Here is a 23773-nt window from a genome sequence, read left to right as displayed (position 1 = left end):
CTCTCTGTGACAACCGTCCAGAGGCAACGGTTACAGCGCTTTTGACCAGCGGAATCACCCCGCAGAAAGTGCGTCGCGGAGCTTGATCCGGCCTCCGCTGCGCAGCACCGCGTTGGAGTAGATGCGCCCGGCGAGCCAGACGAGCGCCGGGATGACCGCGAGCGACAGGCCGAGCGACACGGCGACCTCCCACGGAGCGACCTCGCCCAGGGCGATCCGGACCGGCATGATCAGCGGCGCGCAGAACGGGACGAAGGAGAGCGCGACGACCAGCGGGTTGGTCGGGTCCCAGGGCGCGATGCTGATGCCGATGATGTACGGGACCATCATCAGCGTCATCACCGGCGCGGTCACCGAGGCGACGTCCTCCTGCCGCGACACCAGCGCCGCCAGCGCCCCGAGGGCGAGCGCGTACGTGGTGAACCCGATGATGAACCAGATCACCGCCCAGAGGGCCGTCGTGCCGAGGTCGAGGTTCGAGCCGTCGACCAGGCCGAGCGCGGCCGCCGTCCCCGCCCCTGCGGCGACGACCACGACCACCTGCAAGAGCCCGATGAAGCCGATGCCCAGCACCTTCCCGGCCATGAGCTGCCACGGACGAACGGTGGCCAGCAGCAGCTCGACGACGCGGCTCGACTTCTCCTCGACCACACCCTGCGCCACCAGCTGGCCGGCGGAGATGAGCGTGACGAACAGCAGGATCCCGGCGACGAAGCCCGCGACGATCTGCGCCGAGTCGCGCTCGGGCGGCGGCTCCAGGGCCGTGACCGTCGGTGCCGCCGCGGCGATCTGCTGCGCCACCTGAGCTGGGTCACCACCGAGGTCCGTGACCGCCGACGAGAGCGCCAGCTGCTGCGCGACCGACGCGAACACGGGCGCGAGCGATGCTGGCGGGGCCTCCTTGACGACGACGGTCAAGGGGTCTGTCGAGGTGATCAGCGCGTCGATCGTGCCGTCGCGGAGCATCGCCTCGCCCGCGGCCTGGTCCGAGACCGCCGTCGTCGTGACGGACACGTCCGCCACCTTGGCGGTCGAGCCGACGAACTCGCTCGCCGCCGCGGCCGAGGACGTGACGCCGACGGTGCGGGTCTGGTCGCCGTTCGAGCTGACGATGTTGAGGACCACGCCCCCGAGCACAACCCCGGCGACCAGCGCGAAGGTGGTCCAGATGAAGGCCTTGGAGCGCAGGCGTGTCGTGATCTCGCGGCCCGCGATCATGCGGACGGCTGCGCCGGAGCTCACAGGGTGGAACGTCGCGGTCATGCGGTCACCTCCTGCAGGAGGGGCGCGGTCGCGGTCGGTGCGCTCACGACGTGCCGGTACAGCTCGGTGAGCGACGGCCGTTGCCGCGCGAACTCGCGCACGGGCCCTGCGGCCAGGGCCGCGCTCAGCAGGTCCTGGTCGATGGAGGCCAGTGACGGGTCCGTCACCTCGACGACGGTCCGGGACCCGTCCGACGACACCGCGGACGCGGCCGGCACCGACGGGAGCCACGCCCCGGACGGCGGTCCGTCGACCACCCATCGGCGCGTCTCGGTGCGTCGAAGCTCCTCGATGTCCCCGAACGCCACCAGCGACCCGCTCTTGATGATGCCGACGCGGTCGCAGAGCGACTCGACCAGGTCGAGCTGGTGCGACGAGAACAGCACGGGCACGCCGGCGGCGGCCTGCTCGCGCAGCACCCCGGTCATCACGTCGACCGCCACCGGGTCGAGCCCGGAGAACGGCTCGTCGAGCACGAGGATCTCGGGCGAGTGCACCAGCGCGGCCGCGAGCTGCACGCGCTGCTGGTTGCCGAGCGACAGCTTGAGCACCTCGTCGCCGCGCCGATCGGCGATCCCCAGCACCTCGGTCCAGTGCTCCATCGCGGAGGTGGCCGACGTGCCGTCGAGCCCGTGCAGCCGCGCCAGGTAGGTCAGCTGCTCGCCCACGCGCATCCGCGGGTAGAGCCCTCGCTCCTCGGGCATGTACCCGATGCGGCGTCGGACGTCGAGGTCGATGGGCCGGTCGTCCCAGCGCACCTCGCCCGAGTCCGCCTCGAGGACACCGAGCGTGATCCGCATGGCGGTGGACTTGCCTGCGCCGTTCGACCCGACGAAGCCGACGATCTCGCCCGCGCGCACCTCGAGCGAGAGGTCGCGCAGGGCCTGGACGGTGCCGTAGCTCTTGTTCAGGGCCGTCATCGTGAGAGCACTCATGGATTCCATCGAATCAGACACGTCGGGCATGCGCCTCGGCCGACAGGAGGAGAGGGCAGGATGCGCCTATGCGTGGACGTGCCCTGCCGATGCTCGTGGTCGTCGTCGCCACCCTCGCGGGATGTACGGGTTCTCCGGACCCGACGACGTCGACGTCCGCCGCCGCCGCGGACCCCCTCGCGGGTTGGACCCTCGAGGAGAAGGTCGGCCAGCTCGTCATGATCGGCGTGAACCTCGCAGACCCGCAGCCGGCCAGCATCAGCTCGGTCACCGACGAGCACGTCGGCAACGTGTTCCTGCAGAACCGGTCGTCCGCGGGCACGCAGTCCGTGCGGAACCTCGTCGACCAGCTCACCGACCAGCCGACCGCGCACGGCACCAAGCTCTTCGTCGGCGTCGACCAGGAGGGCGGGAAGGTGCAGACGCTCACGGGCCCGGGCTTCAGCACCATGCCGAGCGCCCTGGACCAGGGGGCGATGGCGTCCGCGGACCTGACCGCCGCGGCGACCACCTGGGGCGGCGAGCTCGCTGCCGCGGGCGTCAACCTCAACCTCGCTCCGGTGATCGACATCCCGACCGAGGCCGGCGCGGCTGCCAACGCGCCCATCGGCCACTACGACCGGGCGTTCGGGTACACGCTCGACGCGGTCGCCCCGCACGCCGACGCGTTCGCCGCCGGGATGTCCGCGTCGGGCATCGAGACCGCCGTGAAGCACTTCCCCGGACTCGGTGAGGTCACCGCCAACACCGACACCACCGCCGACGTCACCGACACGACCACAGGCCCCGGCTCCGCACAGATCGACTCTTTCACGCACGCGATCCAGCGCGGCACGCGGATGATGATGGTCTCGACGGCGATCTACACGCAGATCGACCCGTCCGCGCCGGCGGCGTTCTCGCCGATCGTCGTCGACCAGCTCCTGCGCAAGACGCTCGGGTACGACGGTGTCGTGATCACCGACGACGTCTCCGCTGCCACACAGGTGGCCGCGTGGACCCCGGGAGACCGGGCCGTCGACGCGATCGGCGCGGGCTGCGACATCGTGCTCGCCTCGAAGGACCCCACCGTCGTGCCCCAGATGATCCAGGCCTTGACGACGAAGGCGGCGTCGGACCCCGCGTTCGCGGCCCTCGTCGACGCCGCCGTGCTCCGCGTGATCGCCGCGAAGTCGTGAGCCTCCCGCCGATCAGCCGGTGCGGATGAAATTCGTGACACAACAACGTACTGACCGGTACGAATCTCACCGATCGGCAGACGGGGAAGCCGCTTTCCCCCTACCCTCCGATCATGACTGTGACCCTCAGCGACGTGGCGCGTGAGGCCGGGGTCTCGCTCGCCACGGCGTCGCGAGCGATCAACGGCTCCGCGAGCCGGACCGTCGGCTCCGAGCTGCGCGATCGCGTGCTCGCCGCGGCCCTGCGCCTGCGGTACACGCCGGACGCCAACGCCCAGGCCATGGCGCGCGGTCGGACGACGTCGCTCGGGCTGCTCGTCCACGACATCGCCGACCCGTACTTCTCGACGATCGCCGCGGGCGTCGCGCAGGCGGCCGACGCCGCCGGGCTGCAGATGACCCTGGCGAGCAGCCAGCACGACCCGGCGCGCGAGGTCGACCTGGTCCACCTGCTGCGCCGCCAGCGGGCGCGGGCGATCATCGTCTCCGGAGGTCGCACGGACGACGTCGCGATCAACGACCAGCTGCGGCTCGCGCTGGCCGACTACCGGGCCACCGGAGGCGCGGCGGCCCTCATCGGCCAGCCGATCCTCGGGGTCAACACGGTGGTGGTGAACCACGCGCAGGGCGCCACCCAGCTGGCCCGCGCCATGCACGATCGCGGCTACCGGCGGTTCGCCATCCTCGGCGGACCGGAGGGCCACCTGTCGGCGCGCGAACGTCGCGAAGCCTTCGCCTTCGCCCTGCGCGAGCGCGGTGCGGACCTGCCCGATGACGCCACGGTCTTCGGCGAGTTCACCCACGCCGGCGGCGAGGAGGGCATGCGCACGCTGATGGCGCGAGGCCCGCTTCCCGAGCTGGTGTTCGCGGTCGCCGACGTGATCGCGCTGGGCGCCATGGCCGCCATGCGCGACGCCGGTATCCGCGTGCCGCAGGACGTCGCCGTCGCGGGGTTCAGCGACATCCCGACCCTTCGCGACGTGACCCCGGCCCTGACGACCGTCCGCATCCCGCTGCGCGAGCTCGGCGTCATGGCCACCGAGCTCGCCCTGGCCGAGCCCGCCGAGGAGCCCGAGATCCGTCGCGTGCTCACCGAGGTGGTCATCCGGGACACCACCCCGCACCTGCGCTGACCGGTCGTTCACGGTCTCGTGCGAGACCCGGTCAGCAGCCGGGTTGGTGCGGGTCCTCGTTGCAGTCCTTCGCGACGAGGTGCGAGCGACGCTCCTCGATCTGCACCGGGGCTGCGGCGCTGGTCGTCTGGGCCGTCCCGGCGACGTCGTGCCACTGGTCGTCGCCGTCGACCCGGTACCGCCCCGACCAGGTCGTGGTCAGCGTGATCGCCGCGGAGCCGACCTCGGTGTACGCGTGTGTCACGTGCTGGTGCGGGTACGCGTGACCGGGGCTCGTGGTGGTCAGCGTGCTGCTGCGGTCCCCGAAGTCCCACGTGAACGCCGTCGGGGTCGCGACGACATCGACGCCGTACCCGAGCAGCGTCGTGCGGAACGTCTGCGGCGCGGGGTCGGTCAGCACGATCGTGTCCAGGTTGACCAGCACCCACCCCCGGTCCGGCTGCACCTCGATGCTCGAGGGAGCGATCGGCAGCACCCGGAAGTCGACCGCGCCCAGCACCGGCACCAGGTCCCGAGGGCACCCACCCGGCGCCGCGAACGCGTACGGCCCGAACACGTCGGCGACGGTCGCGCGGGTGTGCCGCCACAACGGCATCACCGGTTGGTCGGCACCGCAGTCGTTCAACGGGACCGTGCCGTTGGCGCACGGCCCGTTCAGCTCGGTGTCGGTCAGCGTCGCCGCCTGCGCCTGCGCCCCGACCGGCAGCGGAGGCTGGCACCCCAAACCACGCCGCAGCTCCACCAACCGCTCCTCAGGGCGGGTGCGTGCCTCCTGTGCGAGGAGCGCGTGCTGCCCCTCAGATGCCGAGAGGCTGACGACGTCATCGTGGGCGTAGCTATCGATTCCGTCGGCGAGCGCTGGCCCGGCCTGAGTTGCAAGGAGGACGAGCGTGAGGGCGAGCAGCGGAAGTGGATGGAGCCTCATTGCCCGACCGGGTGTGTCTGGACGCCACGAATCGAGTACGCGCGTCCGTCCCAGACGACTGCGACGGACACCTGAGCCGCAGTCGGGGGGAAGCTTTCGACTACTGCCCCGGACCCGTCAATTGTCTGCGATGCGGCCTGCATCAAGGACGCGTCGACCTGGTAGTAAGCGCTCGGCGTCACCTCCGTCGCCCCCAAGTCTGCGATGGCGATCGCACCACCTTCATCGTGCGTCCCGTCGGCCGTCTGGGCTTGCACGTCCTTCGTGACACTTGCGCAAAAGAGGCAGTCGACATGACTGAGCGCGGTCCAGTCCGACAGGTCGCCGGTTGCGTTGACGTATGGCAGCAGTTGGAGAAAGTACTTCGCGACCGACGTTGCGCCCGCTGCGCTCGGCGGGGCTTCCATCGCCTGTGGTCGCTCCGGCTTGACCGTGACGTCCCCGACCTGGGTCGGCGTCGGGGTGGGGGTTGGGGCGGCGGCGGTCGGCGTCGTCGGCGGAGGATCGGCGACTCTCGTCGTGGAGCCCGTGCACCCCGCGGTGAGCAGCAGGGCTCCCGCGAGCGCGGCGGACGCGAGCGAACGCCGAGTCCATCTCCCCCTGAGCATGCCGAGAACCTACCGAAACCGGACGCGCGGCGTGGCTGGTTCTCCACAAGGACCGGCTCCGGCAGCGGTCCCGGGGCCCGCACGAGTCGCTCCCCACCTGCTCCGATCCAGCCGCTCCTGTGACGCGGGTGGACTCCTGAGGCGTCTCGGCAGTCCCACGAGCCCCACCGGCCCGAGGTGCGGTCGGCTCGGAGCCGAGCGACCGGCGACGCCCGAGTCGGTGCGACGGCCTGGCCGTGGTGTCTGCGTCCTACTGGCCCCGGCCCCGGCTAGCGACCGACCGCGTAGCCCTGCATGCCTCGGGGGTTGGCGGCGGCGACGAGGAGGCCGTCGGCGCGCTGGCCGGCGGCGCTCAGGCGTCCGAGCGCCCAGGGGCCGGCGTCGTGGACCACGTGCCCGCGACCGGCCAGGGCGGTCAGCACGTGGGCGCCCAGGCGCGACTCCGCGACGAGGCCGCGGGCGGTGTGGGTGCGCGGGTAGAACGAGCTGGGCACGTGGGTGGAGTGCCAGGTGGGCGCGTCGATCGCGGCCTGCAGGTCGAGGCCACCGACCAGGAGCCGCAGGAGGAACGGCACGGTCCACTGGTCCTGCTGGTCACCACCGGGGGTGCCGAACGCGAGGCCCGTGCCGTCGTCGTCGAGAATCATGCCGGGGCTCAGGGTGGTGCGAGGGCGACGGCCGGGGACCAGCGAGCCGGGCAGGCCGGGCTCGAGCCAGAACATCTGTGCGCGGGTGGGCAGCGAGAAGCCGAGGCCGGGGACGACCGGGCTCGATTGGAGCCAGCCGCCGGACGGGGTCGCCGAGACGCGGTTGCCCCACTGGTCGACCACGTCGAGGTGGCAGGTGTCGCCGCTCGACCGGCGCGCGCTGGTGACGGGCTCGCCGACGCCCGGCGCGTGATGGTCCGAGGACGGCGCCGCCCACAGGTTCGCGGCCAGCCGCGGGGTGCGGCCGTCAGGGGAGCCGGGCAGCAGACCCTCCGCGGCGGTCGGACCGACGAGCCGGGCGCGCTCGGCGGCGTAGGGCGCCGAGAGCAAGGTGTCCAGGGGGACGTCCGGCACGTCGCCGTACCAGGCCTCGCGGTCGGCGAACGCGAGCTTGGCCACCTCGACGACCGTGTGCACCAGGTCGACGGGATCGGCATCGGGGGTGATGCCGAGCGCCTCGAGCATCGCCAGCTGCTGCAGCAGCACCGGCCCCTGGCCCCACGCGGCGGTCTTGTGCACCGTCCGGCCCGCGAACCGCACGCTGACGGTCGGCTCCTCGGTGGCGCGCCACCCGGCCAGGTCGGACCCGCGCAGGAAGCCGGCGTGCTCGCGGCCCGACGTGTCGAGCACGGGAGCGCCCGAGACGAAGGAGTCGACGGCCTCGGCGACGAACCCCTCGTAGAACGCCCGCCGCGCCGCCTCGATCTGCTGGTCCCGCGTGCCGCGCTGGTCGGCGAGGCGCGAGAACGTCTCGGCCAGCTGGGGGTTCCGGAATCTCGCTCCGGGCGCCGGGGCGGGCAGGTACACGGCGGCCGACGACGGCCAGTGGTCGGCGAACAGGTCGGCGACCGCGCTGATGGTGTCAGCGGCGTCGGGGACCAGCGGATACCCGTCGCGGGCGTAGCCGATCGCGGGCTCGAGCACCTCGGACAGCGGGAGGGTGCCGTACCGGGCGAGCAGGTCGAGCCAGGCGCCGAACGCACCCGGAACGACGGCCGCCAGATGGCCGGTCCCGGGCACGAGGTCGAGCCCCAGCGAGCGGTACGCGTCGATCGTCGCCAAGGCTGGTGCCGTGCCCTGGCCGCAGACCGTGAACGTGTGCCCGTCCGATGCCTGGTACCCCAGGATCGGCGCGTCACCACCGAGCCCGTTCAGGTGGGGTTCGACGACGTTCAGCGTGAACCCGGCAGCGACGGCCGCGTCGAACGCGTTGCCCCCGGCTTCGAGCACCCGCATCCCGACGCCGGACGCCAGCCAGTGCGTCGAGGCGACCATGCCCAAGGTCCCCGTCAGGACGGGGCGTGTGGTGAACACAGGACCGATCCTGCCTCACCCCGAAGGGGTTGCACCCCTCGTGCGGGATCCGGCGTTCATGGAGCGGACCGAGACCTTCGGTTGAACGCTCGGTGAATGCTCGCCCGGATCGCCGGCGACGAGTTCGCCGTCGTCGCCACGATCCCGGCCGCCGCAAGGGATCGCTCCGACGGGCTGGCCGGCGCTGCACTCGGCCGTGGTGTGCTCGGCGGCCGGGACCGCCAACGCCGACGAGCCGTTCCGGGGCGGACCGGTGCGGCTGCGGCACGCGAAGGACGCGTCGCGGCGGCCCGCGCTTCAGGCCCCGCCGGCGAACCCCAGCTGACGCCACGCCTCGTAGATCCCGACTGACGCGGCGTTGGACAGATTCATGGACCGACGCCCCGCCAGCATCGGGATCCGCAGCTGGTCGGTGATCCGCGGGTCGGCCAGGACCTCGTCGGGAAGGCCGGTGGGCTCGGGCCCGAACAGCAGCACGTCGTCCGTCGTGTACTGCACGTCGGTGTGGAACCGGGTGGCGTGCGTGGTGAACGCGTACACGTCGTTCGTCGGCAGCGCCTCCCACAACGCCTCGAGGTTCGCGTGGACGACCACGTGCGCGAGGTCGTGATAGTCGAGTCCCGCACGCCGGAGCTTGGCCTCCGAGAGGTCGAAACCGAGCGGCTCGACGAGGTGGAGGGCGGCGCCGGTACCGGCCGACAGCCGGATCGCGGCACCCGTGTTGCCGGGGATCCGCGGCTCGAAGAAGACGATGTGCAGCACGGGCCGAATTGTCGCACCGACGGGTTAGCGTGTTCCGTTCGCCCATCTCGAGAGGACTCCATGTACCAGGCTGCCGACGACCGCTACGACGCGATGACCTACCGCCGGACCGGCCGCAGCGGGCTGCTGCTGCCCGGCCTGTCGCTCGGGCTCTGGCACAACTTCGGCGACACGACGCCGCTGGAGACCCAGCGTGCCGTGCTGCGTCGGGCATTCGACCTGGGCATCACGCACTTCGACCTGGCCAACAACTACGGACCGCCGTACGGCTCCGCCGAGCGGAACTTCGGCCACCTGTTCGCGCAGGACCTGCGCCCGTACCGTGACGAGCTGGTCATCTCCTCGAAGGCCGGCTACGACATGTGGCCAGGGCCCTACGGCGACGGTGGCTCGCGCAAGTACCTGCTCTCGTCGCTGGACCAGTCGCTCGCGCGGCTCGGCCTGGACTACGTCGACATCTTCTACTCGCACCGCCCGGACCCGGAGACGCCCCTCGAGGAGACGATGGGCGCCCTGCACACCGCTGTCACCAGCGGGCGCGCGCTCTACGCGGGCATCTCGAACTACTCGCCGGCCGACACGCGTCGCGCCCACGAGATCCTCGCGTCCCTGGGCACCCCCCTGCTCATCCACCAGCCGTCCTACTCCATGTTCAACCGGCACGTGGAGCAGGTGGCCGACGGGCAGACCGAGAACCTGCTGGACGTCGTCGGCGACCTCGGCATCGGCACCATCGTCTTCTCGCCGCTCGCGCAGGGGATGCTGACGGACCGCTACCTGTCGGGTTCCGTCCCCCCGGACTCGCGGGCCGCGGTCGGGCACTTCCTCAAGCCGACGCAGCTCTCGGAGACGTACCTTTCCCGCGCGCGTGCGTTGAATGAGATCGCCCTCGGGCGCGGCCAGTCCCTCGCGCAGCTCGCCCTGTCGTGGCTGCTGCGGGACGACCGGATCACGTCCGCCCTGATCGGCGCCTCGTCGACGCGTCAGCTCGAGGACAACGTGGCTGCCCTGTCCGCGCCGCCCCTGACCGCCGACGAGATCGCGACGATCGAGCCGCTCGCGGTCGACGGCACCGGAATGCGGGACTCGTGAGCATCGACGATGCCGACCGCGTACACCTCGCCCGGGCGGTCGTCCTCGCGCGGGAGGCGTTGCTCGACGGTGACGAGCCGTACGGGTCGGTGCTGGTCGACGCGACCGGCGCCGTCCGGTTCGAGGACCGCAACCGCACCAAGGACGGCGACCAGACCCGTCACCCGGAGTTCGAGATCGCCCGCTGGGCCGCCAACAACCTGACGTCCGACGAGCGCGCGACGGCGGTCGTCTACACGTCCGGTGAGCACTGCCCGATGTGCTCGGCGGCGCATGCGTGGGTGGGCCTCGGCCGGATCGTGTACGCGACGTCGTCCGAGCAGACCGGCGCGTGGCGGGCCTCCTGGGGTGGGGCACCGGGTCCGGTCGCCGCCCTGCCGATCCAGACCGTCGCGCCGGGTCTGGTGGTCGACGGACCCGAGCTGTCGCTGGAGGACGAGGTCAAGGAGCTGCAGCGCCGGGCGTTCGAGCGCGGGTAGCCGGGATGCGGCCGTGGTGCGCGCCTCGGACGGCTTGACCAAGAAGTTGCAGCCGATGGGGGCGACGACGTGGACGCGGTGCACGGCTTCCTCGACGAGGTCCCCGGCGGAAGATGCGCCGTCCCTGGTGCTCGCCTGTGAGTTCGAGCGGGGCCGCCAGCCGGCCCGCCGGGCGGGGTTATGGTCGAGGTATGAGCAGCCCACTCGTCCCCACCGCAGCCGACGTCGTCCTCGCCTCGAGCGTGATCGCCCTCGTCGTCGGTGCTGGCGCGATCGTGCTCCGGTCTCTGGTCAAGCGGCCCGAGCGCGTCCCGGTGCGGATCCGGACCGAGGACGACGAGCGGCGCTGATCAGGCTGGTGCTGTTCAGGCCACCTCGCCCGACTCGGCCAGCACCGCGAGCACGCCCGGTCCGTGGCGTTCGAGCTTGGCCGCGCCGATCCCGCTGATGGTGCCGAGCGCCTCCAGCGAGGACGGCATCTGCGCCACGACCTCGCGCAGCGTCGCGTCGTGGAACACGACGTAGGCCGGCACGCCCTGCTCCTTCGCGACGACCGCGCGCCACGCGCGCAGGGCCTCGAACACGGCCGCACCCTCGTCGGTGAGGTCGACGGTGGCCTTGCTCTTGGACCCGCGGGACCGCACAACCTTCTCGGTCTCGCGGCGCAGGCGGACCACGCGTGCCCCGCGCAGCACGTCGGCGCTGTCCGGGGTGAGCCGGATCGTTCCGTAGCCGTCGGAGTCGACGCCGAGCAGCTCCATGGCGAGCAGCTGGCGGACGACGCCGCGCCACTCCCCGTCCGACAGGTCCGTGCCGACGCCGAACGTGCTCAGCGACTGGTGCCCCAGGGACGTGATCCGCGGCGTGACCTTGCCGCGCAGGATGTCGACCAGGTGCCCGACGCCGTACCGCTGGCCGCGCTGCTCGAGGCGGACGACCGTGGACAGCAGCTTCTGCGCGGCGACGGTCCCGTCCCATGACTCCGGCGGGGTCAGGCACGTGTCGCAGTTGCCGCAAGGCTCGCTCGGCTGGCCGAAGTAGTTGAGAAGCTGCACGCGGCGGCACTCGACGGTCTCGCAGAGCGCCAGCATCGCGTCCAGGTGGGCGGTCAGCCGGCGCTTGTGCGCGGCGTCGCCCTCCGAGGTGTCGATCATGCGGCGCTGCTGGACCACGTCCGCCAGCCCGTACGCGAGCCACGCCGTCGACGGCAGCCCGTCGCGGCCCGCGCGACCGGTCTCCTGGTAGTAGCCCTCGACCGACTTGGGCAGGTCGAGGTGCGCGACGAACCGCACGTCCGGCTTGTCGATGCCCATCCCGAACGCGATCGTCGCGACCATCACGACGCCGTCCTCGCGCAGGAATCGCGACTGGTTGCGCGCGCGCACCTGCCGGTCGAGGCCTGCGTGGTACGGCAGGGCCGCCACTCCGCGCTCGACGAGGAACTGGGCGGTCTGCTCGACCGAGTTCCGCGACAGGCAGTAGACGATGCCGGCGTCGCCCTCGTGCTCGGTGCGCAGCAGGTTGAGCAGCTGGTCGCGCGGCTTGTCCTTGGGCGCGATCCGGTACTGGATGTTGGGCCGGTCGAAGCTCGCGACGAAGTGCCGGGCCTCCCCGAGCTGCAGCCGCTGGGCGATCTCGGCGTGCGTCTGGTCGGTCGCCGTGGCCGTCAGCGCGATCCGCGGGACCTCGGGCCAGCGCTCGTGCAGCATCGACAGCTGCAGGTAGTCCGGCCGGAAGTCGTGCCCCCACTGCGACACGCAGTGCGCCTCGTCGATGGCGAAGAGGGCGACCGTGCCGCGGTCGAGCAGCTCGACGGTCTCGCGGACGCGCAGGCGCTCCGGGGCCAGGTAGAGCAGGTCCAGCTCGCCCGCTAGGTAGGCGTCCTCGACCGCTCGTCGCTCATGTCCTTGCTGCGTCGAGTTGAGGAACCCGGCGCGCACGCCCAGGGCGGACAGGGCGTCCACCTGGTCCTGCATCAGGGCGATCAGCGGCGAGATGACGACCCCTGTGCCCTCGCGCACCAGCGACGGCACCTGGTAGCACAGCGACTTTCCGCCGCCCGTGGGCATCAGGACGAGCGCGTCGCCGCCCCGGATGACGGTCTCGACGATGTCCGCCTGCTCGCCGCGGAAGGCGTCGTACCCCCAGACGTCACGAAGCACGCGCGCCGCCGCGGCGACGGCCTCGTCCGGTGACAGGACCTGGGCGACGGAGCGCGGGATGTCGGGACGCGGGTGAGGCGCCGGACGGTCGCGACGAGCACCGGTCGAGGTGCTCGAACCGGCTGCGACCTGGGAGGAGAACCCGAACGGATCCTCGAGCTCAGGTGGCGGTGCGTCGTAGAACGGGTCGAACGGGGGTTCGTCGTCGAGCGGCCAGCTCTCGCTGTCCGAGTCGCTGCCGCCCGACCAGGCCCCGTCCGTCACGCGCACACCCTACGTTCCCGCGCCGACAGTCCGACCCGGATCATCCACAGCGACCGGTGGCGCCGGGACGACGCGCGCGCAAGGGCGACAGCGCGGTGCGCGCGGCCCGGGAGGCGTCCGTAGGGTGGTGCCATGGGAACCGCTCTGATCACGGGCGCGTCTTCGGGCCTCGGCCTGGAGTTCGCCTGGCAGCTCGCCACGGCCAAGCACGACGTGGTCCTGGTGGCTCGCGACGAGGAACGCCTGGCGCGCCTCGCGGGGCAGCTGGAGGCGGCCGCGGGCATCCACGCCGAGGTGATCGTCGCGGACCTGTCGAACCGTGCCGACGTCGAACGGGTGGCCGAGCGGTTGCGGTCCGACGAGCGTCCGGTCGGCCTGCTGGTGAACAACGCGGGGCTCGGGCTGAACCAGCAGTTCGTCGGCGGCGACCTGGCGCGCGAGGAGGCCGCGCTCGCGGTCATGGTGGACGCCGTGCTCGTCCTGTCGCACGCGGCGGCGAGCGCGATGGTGGCGCGCGGTCGCGGGGCGATCCTCAACGTCGCCTCGGTCGCCGCGCTGCTGGCGTCCGGCACCTACTCCGCGCACAAGGCCTGGGTGCGCTCGTTCACCGAGGGTCTTGCCGTCGAGCTGGCGGACACCGGCGTCACCGCGACCGCCCTGTGCCCCGGGTTCGTGCACACCGAGTTCCACGCGCGCGGCGCGATCGACGTGTCGGCCTACCCGGAGATCGCCTGGCTGAACGCGGAGGACGTGGTGGCCAAGGGGCTCGCCGACGTCCGCCGCGGGGTCGTGATCTCCACCCCGAGCGTCCGCTACAGCCTGGCGTCGGCGGTGGTCCGGGTCAGCCCGCGGTCGGCGATCCGCCGGTTCGGCCGCTACCGCAAGGCGATCGAGGGGCGCTGAGCCGGTAGCCTGGCCGCCGTGACGCAGACCCCTCGCGAGCAGCTGCTCGACCTCATCAAGGACCTCGCCGTCGTGCACGGGAAGGTCACGCTCTCGTCGGGGCGCGAGGCCGACTACTACGTGGACCTGCGTCGCGTGACGCTGCACCACCGGGCGGCCCCGTTGATCGGGCACCTGATGCTCGACCGGCTGGAGGAGGTCGGTCTGGGCACCGCCGAGATCGACGCCGTCGGCGGGCTGACGCTCGGTGCGGACCCCGTCGCGACGAGCCTGCTGCACGCCGCCGCGTCGCGTGGCCAGGACCTGGACGCGTTCGTGGTGCGCAAGGAGGCCAAGGCGCACGGCATGCAGCGCCGGATCGAGGGCCCGGACATCGCGGGACGTCGCGTGGTGGTCCTGGAGGACACCTCGACCACCGGCGGCTCGCCGATCGCGGCGGTCGAGGCGGCCCGGGAGGTCGGCGCCGACGTGCGCGGCGTCGCCGTGATCGTCGACCGGGCGACCGGGGCGCAGGCCAAGATCGAGGCCCTCGGCGTGCCGTACCACTACCTCTTCAGCCTGTCCGACCTCGGCCTGGACTGACGGCTCCGAGCCGAACCGCCCGACGCCCTGGGCGGGCATCGGGGTCCGCCCACCTCGGCGTCGTGGGCGGCCTGCTGAGCGCCGTCGTGCGGTCCGCCACGCGCGCCACGTGCGGCGTGACGACGGGTTCGATCCTCTGACGACGAGCGCCTGACCGATACCATCGCTCCACCGACATCCCAGGAGGCAAAGACGTGTCCGCTCCAGTCATCGTCCTGATCGTGATCGTCGTGATCGTCGTGATCCTGCTGCTCTGGTTCGTCGGGATGTACAACGGTCTGGTCCGGCTGCGGAACCTGGTGCAGGAGGCGTGGCGGCAGATCGACGTCGAGCTGAACCGTCGCCACGACCTGATCCCGAACCTCGTCGAGTCCGTGAAGGGCTACGCGGCCCACGAGCGCGGTGTCTTCGACGAGGTCGCCCGAGCCCGCGCCGCCGCCGCCGCGCCGGGCTCCGGACCCGCCGAGCAGGCGCAGCAGGAGAACCAGCTCACCCAGGCGCTCGGACGGCTGTTCGCGGTCGCCGAGGCCTACCCGGTCCTGCGCGCCAGCGAGAACTTCCAGCAGCTGCAGGCCGAGCTGACCAACACCGAGGACCGCATCGCCGCCGGGCGCCGGTTCTACAACGCGAACGTGCGGACGCTGAACACGAAGGTCGAGTCGTTCCCGTCCAACATCGTCGCGGGGATGTTCCAATTCGAGCGCGCCGAGTACTTCGAGGCCGAGGACCCGCAGGTGCGTCAGGCGCCGACCGTCAGCTTCTGAGGCCTCAGGGCAGATCGAGAAGGCAGTTGTGCACGTCGCGGGCCGGCTGCGCGTTCACAACTGCCTTCTCGACGCGGGCTCAGGGCGGGCCGGCTGAGATCTGACCGGGAGGTCAGGGCCAGCGCGCCACAGGTGCAGCTACCACCGGCCCCACTCCGCGATCGGCAAGGCCGCACCCATCACCAGGTTGAACAACCTGCCTGGGCATCACACCTAGATGCGCGCCACGAGGTCCTGGACCGAGTCGACGATCTCGCTGGGCCGGAACGGGAACCGCTCCACCTCCGCGCGCGAGGTCGACCCGGAGAGCACGAGGAACGTCCGCAGGCCGGCCTCGATGCCCGCGACCACGTCGGTGTCCATCCGGTCGCCGACCATGACGGTGGTCTCGGAGTGGGCGTCGATCCGGTTCAGCGCGCTGCGGATCATCATGGGGTTCGGCTTGCCGACGAAGTACGGCTGCCGCCCGGTGGCCGCGGAGATCATGGCCGCGACCGCACCCGTCGCGGGCAGGTCGCCCTCGCGGCTCGGGCCGGTCACGTCGGGGTTCGTGGCGATGAACCGCGCGCCGCCCTGGATCAGCCGGACGGCCTGCGTGATGGCCTCGAACGAGTAGGTCCGCGTCTCGCCCAGCACGACGAAGTCCGGGTCCGTGCCCGTCAGGGTGTAGCCGGCCTCGTACAGCGCCGTGGTCAGGCCCGCCTCGCCGATCACGTAGGCGGAACCGCCCGGCATCTGGTCGGTGAGGAACTGTGCCGTGGCGAGCGCCGACGTCCAGATCGCGTCCTCGGGCAGGTCGATCCCGGAGGCGACCAGCCGGGCCCGCAGGTCCCGCGGCGTGAAGATCGAGTTGTTGGTGAGCACCAGGAACGGCCGACCGCCGTCGCGCAGCGCGCGGACGAACTCGGCGGCCCCGGGGATCGCGGTGCCCTCGTGCACGAGGACCCCGTCCATGTCCGACAGCCACGACCGGATCTCACGGGGGCCGTGGTGCGTCATTCGCCGAAGGCCTTCTTCTCGACGGCGGTGCGCTCGGACGGCTCGTCGTGGTGCTCGTCCCTCGTGGAGGCGACCCCGAGCCCCTTCTTGGCTCGCCGACGCTTGCGCCAGACCTCGACGATGATCGGCAGCACCGAGAAGAACACCACGAGGATGAGCAGCGACTCGATGTGGGAGGCGATGAACGAGATGTTGCCCAGCAGGTACCCGAGGAACGTCACGCCACCGGCCCACAGCACCACGCCGAGCAGGTTCCACAGGGCGAAGGTCCGGTACCGCATCTTGCCGACACCGGCCGCGACCGAGGCGTACGTGCGCACGAACGGCACGAACTGCGCGACGACCAGCGTGCGACCGCCGTACCGGTCGAAGTAGGCGTACGTCTGGTCGATGTACTTCTGCTTGAAGAACCGGGAGTCCGGCTTGGCGAACACCTTCGGGCCGGCGGTCCGACCGATCAGGTACCCGGTCTGGGTCCCGGCGTATGCCGCGAGGATCATCAACCCCATGAGCGGCGCGATGCCGATCTTGACGTGGAGCTGGTCCTGCGCCACCAGCGCACCGGCGGTGAACAGCAGGGAGTCGCCCGGCAGGATCGGGAACAGCAGGCCCACCTCGACGAAGATCACGGCCATGACGCCGAGCAGCACCCACGTGCCGAACGAGTCGATCAGGTACTGGGCGTTCAGGTAGTCGGTGATGGACGCGTGCACCGGGCCCAGTGCGAGGGCAGCGTTCGTCAGCATGCGCCCAGAGTACGGGGCCCTTCCTGAGCAAAGGGTGAGTGCTGGAGCCGTCTACGGTTGCGGCTGTGGACGAACAACCCGCGGAGGTCGGCGTCGGACCGTGGACCGGCCAGAGGCCCACCGACCCGCGCTACGACGCGGAGCTGTTGACGCACGGCGACCGCCGCAACGTCGTCGACCGCTACCGGTACTGGACGCTCGAGGCGATCGTCGCCGACCTGGACACGCGTCGGCACCCGTTCCACGTGGCCATCGAGAACTGGGCGCACGACCTCAACATCGGGTCGGTCGTGCGCACGGCCAACGCGTTCCTGGCGGCGGAGGTGCACATCGTCGGCAACCGTCGCTGGAACCGGCGCGGAGCCATGGTCACCGACCGCTACCAGCACGTCCGGCACCACCCGACGGTGGACGACCTGCTGGTGTGGGCCTCGTCGAACGGCCTCCCGGTCCTCGGCATCGACAACCTGCCGGGCTCGGTCCCGTTGGAGGGCTACCCGCTCCCGGAGGCGTGCGTGCTGCTGTTCGGGCAGGAGTCCGTCGGGCTCTCCGACGAGGCCCGTGCCGCCGCCGTGGACGTCCTGCACATCGCCCAGTTCGGCTCGACGCGCTCGATCAACGCGGGCGCCGCGGCCGCGATCGCGATGCACGCGTGGATCTCTCAGCACGCCCAGGTGTGACGCACGGACCTGTCCACGGGACGTTCGGCCCCGGCGGCGCTACGGGCTCTCGTGCCAGAATCACTGCGATAACCCCCTTTCTAGCGCGCAGGAGATGCTGCAGATGGCCATCGCCACCCCCGAGGTCTACGCCGAGATGATCGACCGGGCGAAGGCGGGCAAGTTCGCCTACCCGGCCGTGAACATCACGTCCTCCCAGTCCGTCATCGCCGCCCTGCAGGGCTTCGCCGAGGCCGGCTCGGACGGGATCCTCCAGGTCTCCGTCGGCGGCGCGGAGTACGCGTCCGGCTCGACGGTCAAGGACCGCGTCTCGGGCTCGCTCGCGCTCGCCGCCTACGCGACCGAGGTGGCCAAGGGCTACCCGATCACGGTCGCGCTGCACACGGACCACTGCGCCAAGCAGAACCTCGAGTCCTGGGTGCGCCCGCTGCTGGCCCTCGAGATCGAGCAGGTCAAGGCCGGCAAGCTGCCCACGTTCCAGTCCCACATGTGGGACGGCTCCTCCGTGCCGCTCGACGAGAACCTGGTCATCGCCGAGGAGCTCCTCGAGCTGTCCGTCGCGGCTCGCACCATCCTCGAGATCGAGGTCGGCGTGGTCGGTGGCGAGGAGGACGGCCACACCGCCGAGATCAACGACAAGCTCTACACGACCGTCGAGGACGGCCTGGCCACGGTCAAGGCGCTCGGCGCGGGCGAGAAGGGTCGTTACCTGACGGCCCTCACGTTCGGCAACGTGCACGGCGTCTACAAGCCGGGTGCCGTCAAGCTCCGTCCGTCGATCCTCGCGGACATCCAGAAGGCCGTCGGCGACGCGATCGGCGTGGCCAACCCGTTCGACCTGGTGTTCCACGGCGGCTCCGGCTCCACCGCGGCCGAGATCACCGAGGCCGTCGACAACGGCGTCATCAAGATGAACATCGACACGGACACCCAGTACGCGTTCACGCGCCCGGTGGTCACGCACATGTTCCAGAACTACGACGGCGTGCTCAAGGTCGACGGCGAGGTGGGCAACAAGAAGGCCTACGACCCGCGCGCCTGGGGCAAGCTGGCCGAGGCCGGCATGGCCGCGCGTCTCGTCGAGGCCGCACAGCAGCTCCGCTCGGCCGGTCAGTCGCTCAGCGCCTGACGTCCAACTGGCTGATCGACGAGGGCCGCTCCGAGATGGGGCGGCCCTTCGTCATTCCCCGACGGGCTGGAAGTCGGCCTCGTCGTCGCTCTCGACGACGTCCAGCAGCTCGCCGATGCGCGTGACCTCGAGCAGGAACTTCACGTGCGGGGGGACGCGGATCATCCGGACGCGGTGCTGGGACCGGATCGACAGGCGGGCCAGGAACGCGACGCCGGAGGAGTCCATGAACGTGACGTGGTGGGCGTCGACCTCGATGGGCAGGCCGATCTGCTCGGCCTCTGCGGTGGCCTCCTGGAGCTCGGCACCGAGGTCGGCGTCGACCTCGCCCGACAGCACGATGCGCGTCGATTCGGCGCCGACGATGACGTGCACCGCGCCCGGCTCGCCCGCGATCCCTGGGCCGGAGGCCTCCGCAGGCCCGTCGGGGATCGTGCTGTTACCGTCGCGCACGGCGCTCCTTCGGTGTCGGGCATCCGGACAGACGCCGCGTTCTCGACGACCGACCTGACCGGAACGCTAGACGATCGGAGGTGGTGGTGGTCAATCCCCCCGAGCCTGCGATACCCGATCGCGCGCTCGCCGACCTGCGCGAGCGGGCACTGCGGGCGACCGCCGTGCCGATCGCGCTCCTGGACGCGGCCGAGCCGGGCCTGCCGGTGGTCTGGGTCAACGAGGCGTTCGAGAAGGTCACGGGTTACGGCCTCACCGAGGCCCGGCGTCGCCAGGAGGCCGTCATCGGGGACTCCGCGCTGGCGCCACCGGACGTCGGCGAGATCCGGGCGGCGATCGCCGCCGGCCGGGAGATCTCGCAGACGCTCACGCTGCGCCGGGCCGACGGGTCGATGCTCGCGTGCCGCGCGGTGCTCTCTCCGGTGCGGTCGGCGGACGCGCTCACGCACTGGGTGGTCGCCCTGCAGGACCTCACCGACCAGCTCACGCACGACGCCGAGCAGGCCGCCCTGGTCGAGGCCGAGCGTCGCGAGCGGCGCAGCCTCGGCCTCATCGCGCAGGTGTCCGACCTGCTCATGGACGTCGACGACCCGCACGCGCTGCGCGAGATCGCGGCGATCCTGCGGCGGTCGGTGGTCCGCTGGGCGCAGTTCTACCTCGATGACGGCGGCTTGCGGCCGACCGACGGGATCGTGTCCGGGCAGGTGCTGACCGGTCGAGGTCCCCGGCACCGCAACGTGCTGCGGCCGCGCGGGCACGACGCGGTCCAGCTGCTCCTCGACGGCCAGAACGACCGACCGTTCGACCTCGCCGTGGACGGCTCCTACGCGACGGGCAGCGCCTCGGACTGGCTCGCCCGGCACGTCGTCGACCAGCTGGAGTCGCTCTCGGCCGACGACGACCACGCCCCGCTGCCGCAGGACGGAGGGGTGGTCGTCTTCCCCCTGCCCGGACGTCGTCGCGTGCTCGGGGTCCTCGTCGTCCTCGTCGTGGGGGGCCTGCGCGAGCTCGAACCGCAGGCGCGGACCGTGCTGGAGCTGACGGCCCGACGCGTCGGCCTGGTCGTGGACAACGCGCGCCTCTACGAGCGCGAGCACCGGCTGGCCGAGACCTTGCAACGGGCGATGCTGCCTGAGCAGGCGGAGGTCGACGGCCTGGACGTGTGGACGTACTACGCGCCCAACTCCGAGAACGCGCAGGTGGGCGGGGACTGGTACGACGTCCTCCAGGTGTCCACCGACGTGGTCGGCGTGGTGATCGGCGACGTTGTCGGGCACGACGTCGAGGCGGCCGCCGCCATGGGCCAGCTGCGGTCGGTGGTCCGCTCGTACATGTTCGACATCACGGCCCCGGGGCCGGTGCTCGAGCGAGTCGACCAGCTGGTCGCCGGCATGCGCGTCCCTCGCCCTGCCGGTCTCGTCCTGTCCACCCTGACGCGGTCCGACGGGTCCTGGGAGATGCACTACTCGCGGGCCGGCCACCTGCCGGCGCTCCTCGTCCGCGACGGCGCGGTGACGGCGCTGGACGACGCATCCGGCGCGCTCATCGGGTTCGGCGGCAAGCCTCGGACCACGGGTTCCGCCCGGCTGCGACCCGGTGACGTGCTGCTCTACTACACCGACGGCCTGATCGAACGGCGTGACCGCGGGCTTCGCGACGGTCTCGCCGCGCTCTCCTCGGTGGCCGCCGGGATCACCGCGCGCGACGCCGCCGGGGTGGGCGAGGAGCTGCTGTCCCGGCTGGCCGACCACCCCGAGGACGATGTCGCCGTCGTCGTCGTGCGTGTCCCGTCGGCGCAGGACAGCTCGTCACAGGTCCGCAGCCCTCGGCGCCGCCGGTGGTCGCTGCCCAGCGAGCCCGCGTCGATCGGGCGCGCCCGGCACGCGGTCGTGCGGACCTGCCAGGCGTGGGGCATCCCCGACTCGGCTAACGCCGAGCTGGTGGTCTCGGAGCTCGTCGCCAACGCGGTGCTGCACGGCTACGGTCACGTCTCCCTGCAGCTGTACGACACCGGCGACGGCCTGCGCATCGAGGTCGAGGACGCCAACCCGACCCCGCCGGTGGCCACCGACGGGCATCCCGGGCGGGTGGGCGGGTTCGGCATGCAGATCGTGGAACGGCTGGCCGACTGGGGTTGGCGACAGTCGCGCGGGGGCAAGCTCGTGTGGGCAAAGGTCCGCCCCGCACCGCTCCCGCCCTCGTCCTGACGGCAGCCGGCGGGGGCCCAGAACGTCAGGCCGGGGTCGAGGCGCCGTCCGGGCGGCGGAAGCCGGAGTCGTTCGACCCGTTCTCGCAGTGGTGGTCGGAGTCGATCCGGAACAGGTCCAGCGCGCCGCAGATCTCGATGACGAACAGGTCCCGCTGGTCGGCGCCGCGCAGGACCGTCGCGCCGCCGCGCTTGCGGTTGGAGTCGGCGAGGCTGATGAGGAACGCGGCCCCGGTCGAGTCCATGAAGCTGACCTCGCACATGTCGACCACGAGCAGCTGGTGCCGCAGCCCGACCACGCGCGCGGCGATCTCCGGGAACTGGTCGCGTTCGGCCAGGTCGAGGTCGCCGGCGACCGTGAGGGTCGTCGTCGTGGAGGATGTCGAGATCTCGATCATCGGTCCGCCCGTCGTCGGGAGGCAGCGTGCGAGGGGTGCGCGCTGGAGGTGATGCCCTGCATGCCGAACACTGGTCCAGGTCGGCGGGTCGACTGTAATCGCGGTCCCTCGCGCACGCACCCGGAATGGGAGACTGACCGCATGAGCCACGAGAACCTGCTGGACGGACCCGCGCCCACGCTCCTCCCCGCGGACGGTGCGGACGCGGACGCCCGCGACGCGCTGACCTCGGGTTCCAGCCCGCGCGAGGCCGTGCCGGCCGCCCCGGCGTCGTCACTGCTCTGGGCCCTGCTGGCCGAGCACGCGCTCGCCGACGAGGGTGACCCGGTGGCGGCCTACGCCTACGCCCGGACGGGCTACCACCGTGGCCTGGACGCACTGCGCCGCGCCGGCTGGCGCGGGCGTGGTCCGGTCCCGGTCGACCACCAGCCCAACCAGGGCTTCCTGCGTGCCCTGCTCGCGCTGGCGGAGGCCGCCGAGGCCATCGAGGAGTCCGAGGAGTCCGAGCGCTGCCTGCAGTTCCTGGTCGACTGCGGCACGTCCGACGACGAGGTCGCCGCCCTCCGCTGAGCGCCCGGACCTTCCGACCGGTCGGGTCAGCCGGCGGACTGGACATGACCAGTTCTTGACGGTCCGGTACCCTCTCGGAGGTACTGGGTCCCTGTCGCCCGGTGCCCGGGTCCCGTGCAAGCGCCGCGTCGAAGCAGACTGACGTGGTCTCCGCCGTGCCACCCGCAGCACAGGCAGGTGGGAGTTGATCCGTATGCCGGCCGTCGTGGTGCTCGGTGCCCAGTGGGGCGACGAGGGCAAGGGCAAGGCGACCGACCAGCTCGGTGCGCGCACCGACATCGTGGTGAAGTTCAACGGCGGCAACAACGCCGGGCACACCGTGGTGATCAACGGCGAGAAGTACGCGCTGCACCTGCTGCCGTCGGGCATCCTGTCGCCGGGCGTCGTCCCGGTGATCGGCAACGGTGTCGTCGTCGACATCGACGTGCTGTTCCAGGAGATCGACGCCATCGAGGCGCGCGGTCACGACACGTCGTCGCTGGTCGTCTCGTCGGCCGCGCACGTCATCGCCCCGTACAACCGCACGCTCGACAAGGTCACCGAGCGGTTCCTGGGCAAGCGGCGGATCGGCACGACCGGTCGCGGCATCGGCCCGGCGTACTCCGACAAGATCAACCGCGTCGGCATCCGCGTCCAGGACCTGTTCGACGAGAAGATCCTCACGGAGAAGATCGAGGGCGCGCTCGACCAGAAGAACCACCTGCTGGTCAAGGTGTACAACCGCCGCGCGATCACCGTCGACGAGACCCTCGAGGACCTGCTGCGGCACGCCGACCGCCTCAAGCCGCTGGTCGGTGACACCCCGCTGCTGCTCAACACGGCGCTCGACCAGGGCAAGACGGTGGTCTTCGAGGCCGGCCAGGCCACGATGCTCGACATCGACCACGGCACCTACCCGTTTGTGACGTCGTCGTCCGCGACGGCCGGCGGAGCCTGCACGGGCTCGGGGGTCGGCCCGACGAGGATCGACCGCGTGGTCGCCGTCGCGAAGGCGTACACGACGCGCGTGGGCGAGGGCCCGTTCCCCACCGAGCTGCTCGACGCCGACGGCGAGTGGCTGCGGCAGACCGGCGGCGAGTTCGGCACGACCACGGGCCGCCCGCGCCGCTGTGGCTGGTACGACGCCGTCGTGGTCCGCTACGCCAGCCGCATCAACGGCCTGACGGACCTCGTCGTCACCAAGCTCGACGTGCTGACCGGCAAGGACAAGATCCCGGTCGCTGTGGCTTACGACGTCAACGGCCGGCGTTTCGACGAGATGCCCGACGACCAGTCGGACTTCCACCACGCGACGCCGATCTACGAGTACCTCGACGGTTGGACCGAGGACATCTCGCAGGCCCGCGAGTTCGACGACCTTCCGGTCAACGCCCAGCGGTACCTGCTGCGGCTCGAGGAGATCTCGGGCGCACGGATCAGCTCGATCGGCGTCGGCCCCGGCCGCGAGGCCACGATCATCCGCCACGAGCTGCTCAGCTGACGGGGTCGCTCGCCACGCGGGCGTGCAGGTGCATGTCGTGC

Annotated in this window: 24 protein-coding genes; 13 read left to right on the top strand and 11 right to left on the bottom strand. The window is 71.5% G+C overall.

Translation table 11 applies throughout. The annotated features are described in order from the left end of the window. Positions 1–54 precede the first annotated feature (54 nt). The gene (locus ACPPVS_RS16440) at positions 55–1263 is read right to left on the bottom strand and encodes an ABC transporter permease (protein ID WP_426593304.1); all 1209 of its coding nucleotides are present in this window, start codon (positions 1261–1263) and stop codon (positions 55–57) included. Further along, positions 1260–2198 (bottom strand): ABC transporter ATP-binding protein, encoded by a 939-nt coding sequence (locus tag ACPPVS_RS16435; protein WP_426593303.1) that lies wholly within the window; start codon positions 2196–2198, stop codon positions 1260–1262. The genes ACPPVS_RS16440 and ACPPVS_RS16435 overlap by 4 nt, the downstream gene beginning before the upstream one ends. A 68-nt stretch (positions 2199–2266) precedes the next feature. Between ACPPVS_RS16435 and ACPPVS_RS16430 the strand changes: the two genes are divergently transcribed. Together ACPPVS_RS16430 and ACPPVS_RS16425 are read left to right on the top strand one after the other, a co-directional pair. Then, complete coding sequence (locus ACPPVS_RS16430) at positions 2267–3376, top strand: glycoside hydrolase family 3 N-terminal domain-containing protein (RefSeq protein ID WP_426593302.1); 1110 nt, start codon at positions 2267–2269, stop codon at positions 3374–3376. 113 nt (positions 3377–3489) lie between these two features. Next, positions 3490–4509 carry a LacI family DNA-binding transcriptional regulator gene (locus tag ACPPVS_RS16425; RefSeq protein WP_426593301.1) on the top strand — a complete coding sequence of 340 codons (1020 nt, stop codon included), beginning with the start codon at positions 3490–3492 and terminating at the stop codon, positions 4507–4509. A gap of 31 nt (positions 4510–4540) precedes the next feature. On the opposite strand, the gene ACPPVS_RS16420 is transcribed toward ACPPVS_RS16425, so the two are convergent. From ACPPVS_RS16420 to ACPPVS_RS16405, 4 genes are all read right to left on the bottom strand, one after another. After that, on the bottom strand, positions 4541–5251 hold the full coding sequence (locus tag ACPPVS_RS16420) for a hypothetical protein (protein ID WP_426593300.1): 711 nt from the start codon (positions 5249–5251) through the stop codon (positions 4541–4543). 179 nt (positions 5252–5430) lie between these two features. After that, positions 5431–5841 (bottom strand): DUF6318 family protein, encoded by a 411-nt coding sequence (locus ACPPVS_RS16415; RefSeq protein WP_426593299.1) that lies wholly within the window; start codon positions 5839–5841, stop codon positions 5431–5433. A 470-nt stretch (positions 5842–6311) separates the two neighbouring features. Continuing rightward, positions 6312–8024 carry a gamma-glutamyltransferase family protein gene (locus ACPPVS_RS16410; RefSeq protein ID WP_426596005.1) on the bottom strand — a complete coding sequence of 571 codons (1713 nt, stop codon included), beginning with the start codon at positions 8022–8024 and terminating at the stop codon, positions 6312–6314. A gap of 336 nt (positions 8025–8360) precedes the next feature. After that, positions 8361–8825, bottom strand: a complete 465-nt coding sequence (locus ACPPVS_RS16405) for a tRNA (cytidine(34)-2'-O)-methyltransferase (RefSeq protein ID WP_426593298.1) — start codon at positions 8823–8825, stop codon at positions 8361–8363. Between the two features lie 60 nt (positions 8826–8885). On the opposite strand from ACPPVS_RS16405, the gene mgrA reads away from it, so the two are divergent. The 3 genes from mgrA (at position 8886) to ACPPVS_RS16390 (ending at position 10746) form a co-directional block, all read left to right on the top strand. Next, entirely contained in the window at positions 8886–9917 is a 1032-nt protein-coding gene (gene mgrA, locus ACPPVS_RS16400; RefSeq protein ID WP_426593297.1) for an L-glyceraldehyde 3-phosphate reductase, read from the top strand. Next, positions 9914–10396: a nucleoside deaminase gene (locus ACPPVS_RS16395; RefSeq protein ID WP_426593296.1), complete on the top strand. Its 483-nt coding sequence runs from the start codon at positions 9914–9916 to the stop codon at positions 10394–10396. Before mgrA ends, ACPPVS_RS16395 begins: the two co-directional genes overlap by 4 nt. A gap of 191 nt (positions 10397–10587) precedes the next feature. Then, positions 10588–10746, top strand: a complete 159-nt coding sequence (locus tag ACPPVS_RS16390; RefSeq protein WP_426593295.1) for a hypothetical protein — start codon at positions 10588–10590, stop codon at positions 10744–10746. A gap of 15 nt (positions 10747–10761) precedes the next feature. On the opposite strand, the gene recQ is transcribed toward ACPPVS_RS16390, so the two are convergent. Then, positions 10762–12828, bottom strand: coding sequence for a DNA helicase RecQ (gene recQ, locus ACPPVS_RS16385; protein ID WP_426593294.1), 2067 nt, complete (start codon positions 12826–12828; stop codon positions 10762–10764). A gap of 126 nt (positions 12829–12954) precedes the next feature. Here recQ and ACPPVS_RS16380 point away from each other — a divergent pair, with 126 nt between their 5' ends. From ACPPVS_RS16380 to ACPPVS_RS16370, 3 genes are all read left to right on the top strand, one after another. After that, a complete protein-coding gene (locus tag ACPPVS_RS16380) occupies positions 12955–13725 on the top strand; it encodes an SDR family NAD(P)-dependent oxidoreductase (protein ID WP_426593293.1) in 771 nt (256 codons plus the stop codon). A gap of 9 nt (positions 13726–13734) precedes the next feature. Then, on the top strand, positions 13735–14307 hold the full coding sequence (gene pyrE / locus ACPPVS_RS16375; RefSeq protein WP_426596004.1) for an orotate phosphoribosyltransferase: 573 nt from the start codon (positions 13735–13737) through the stop codon (positions 14305–14307). A gap of 194 nt (positions 14308–14501) precedes the next feature. Beyond that, positions 14502–15071, top strand: coding sequence for a LemA family protein (locus tag ACPPVS_RS16370; RefSeq protein ID WP_426593292.1), 570 nt, complete (start codon positions 14502–14504; stop codon positions 15069–15071). 213 nt (positions 15072–15284) lie between these two features. Here the strand turns inward: ACPPVS_RS16370 and ACPPVS_RS16365 are convergent, their stop codons facing one another. Both ACPPVS_RS16365 and ACPPVS_RS16360 read right to left on the bottom strand, forming a co-directional pair. After that, positions 15285–16070: an HAD-IIA family hydrolase gene (locus ACPPVS_RS16365; RefSeq protein ID WP_426593291.1), complete on the bottom strand. Its 786-nt coding sequence runs from the start codon at positions 16068–16070 to the stop codon at positions 15285–15287. Beyond that, the gene (locus ACPPVS_RS16360; RefSeq protein WP_426593290.1) at positions 16067–16816 is read right to left on the bottom strand and encodes a VTT domain-containing protein; all 750 of its coding nucleotides are present in this window, start codon (positions 16814–16816) and stop codon (positions 16067–16069) included. The genes ACPPVS_RS16365 and ACPPVS_RS16360 overlap by 4 nt, the downstream gene beginning before the upstream one ends. A 65-nt stretch (positions 16817–16881) precedes the next feature. Between ACPPVS_RS16360 and ACPPVS_RS16355 the strand changes: the two genes are divergently transcribed. Together ACPPVS_RS16355 and fbaA are read left to right on the top strand one after the other, a co-directional pair. After that, positions 16882–17496 carry a TrmH family RNA methyltransferase gene (locus ACPPVS_RS16355; RefSeq protein WP_426593289.1) on the top strand — a complete coding sequence of 205 codons (615 nt, stop codon included), beginning with the start codon at positions 16882–16884 and terminating at the stop codon, positions 17494–17496. Between the two features lie 103 nt (positions 17497–17599). Next, a complete protein-coding gene (gene fbaA / locus ACPPVS_RS16350; RefSeq protein ID WP_426593288.1) occupies positions 17600–18625 on the top strand; it encodes a class II fructose-bisphosphate aldolase in 1026 nt (341 codons plus the stop codon). A gap of 51 nt (positions 18626–18676) precedes the next feature. Here the strand turns inward: fbaA and ACPPVS_RS16345 are convergent, their stop codons facing one another. Further along, the gene (locus ACPPVS_RS16345) at positions 18677–19078 is read right to left on the bottom strand and encodes an STAS domain-containing protein (protein WP_426593287.1); all 402 of its coding nucleotides are present in this window, start codon (positions 19076–19078) and stop codon (positions 18677–18679) included. A gap of 86 nt (positions 19079–19164) precedes the next feature. On the opposite strand from ACPPVS_RS16345, the gene ACPPVS_RS16340 reads away from it, so the two are divergent. Next, positions 19165–21285, top strand: coding sequence for a SpoIIE family protein phosphatase (locus ACPPVS_RS16340; RefSeq protein WP_426593286.1), 2121 nt, complete (start codon positions 19165–19167; stop codon positions 21283–21285). A gap of 25 nt (positions 21286–21310) precedes the next feature. Here the strand turns inward: ACPPVS_RS16340 and ACPPVS_RS16335 are convergent, their stop codons facing one another. Then, positions 21311–21682, bottom strand: coding sequence for an STAS domain-containing protein (locus ACPPVS_RS16335; RefSeq protein ID WP_426593285.1), 372 nt, complete (start codon positions 21680–21682; stop codon positions 21311–21313). Between the two features lie 141 nt (positions 21683–21823). Here ACPPVS_RS16335 and ACPPVS_RS16330 point away from each other — a divergent pair, with 141 nt between their 5' ends. Further along, on the top strand, positions 21824–22252 hold the full coding sequence (locus ACPPVS_RS16330) for a DUF3151 domain-containing protein (protein WP_426593284.1): 429 nt from the start codon (positions 21824–21826) through the stop codon (positions 22250–22252). A gap of 193 nt (positions 22253–22445) precedes the next feature. Continuing rightward, positions 22446–23732: an adenylosuccinate synthase gene (locus ACPPVS_RS16325; RefSeq protein WP_426593283.1), complete on the top strand. Its 1287-nt coding sequence runs from the start codon at positions 22446–22448 to the stop codon at positions 23730–23732. Positions 23733–23773: the final 41 nt, after the last annotated feature.

This window comes from Cellulomonas sp. McL0617 (genome assembly GCF_049994875.1).
GTDB lineage: Bacteria > Actinomycetota > Actinomycetes > Actinomycetales > Cellulomonadaceae > Cellulomonas.
This window is presented reverse-complemented; position numbering and strand designations above follow the sequence as displayed.